This window comes from Streptomyces adelaidensis, from assembly GCF_016598475.1.
Taxonomy (GTDB): Bacteria; Actinomycetota; Actinomycetes; order Streptomycetales; family Streptomycetaceae; genus Streptomyces; species Streptomyces adelaidensis.
Genome location: NZ_JAEMUX010000317.1, coordinates 1 through 410 on the forward strand (window position 1 = coordinate 1; position 410 = coordinate 410).

Annotated in this window: 1 pseudogene; it reads right to left on the bottom strand. The window is 64.4% G+C overall.

The features are described 5' to 3' along the window. Positions 1-41 precede the first annotated feature (41 nt). Positions 42-410: pseudogene (locus tag I8N67_RS42035) on the bottom strand (DUF3459 domain-containing protein); the annotation flags it as partial.

The following is a 410-nucleotide window of genomic DNA, read 5'->3' on the forward strand; positions in this document are numbered from 1 at the left end:
CGTGTCCTCGAAGGTGTCCGGAACGGGCTCGTTGACGATCATTATGCGGGTGACCCCCCGATCTGCGGGTTGGACGGTCGCAGGACGGTCAGTACGTGTGCGGGCGCGCGACCCGGTTCGAGACGTACATAGTTGTTCCTGCCCCAGGTGTAGACCTCGCCGGTGAGCTCGTCACGCACCAGCACGGACTCGTGCCAGTTCAGGCCGAGTCGCGGCATGTCCAACGAGACCGTGGCCTCCTGGGTGTGGTGGGGGTCGAGGTTGACAACCACCAGAACCGTGTTCGAACCCGCTCGCTTCGAATACGCGATCACCGCTTCCTGGTCGGCGTGATGGAAGTGCAGATCCCGCAGCTGACGCAGTGCGGGACTGCGCCGCCTGATCTCGTTGAGCTTGCCGAGCAGTGGGGC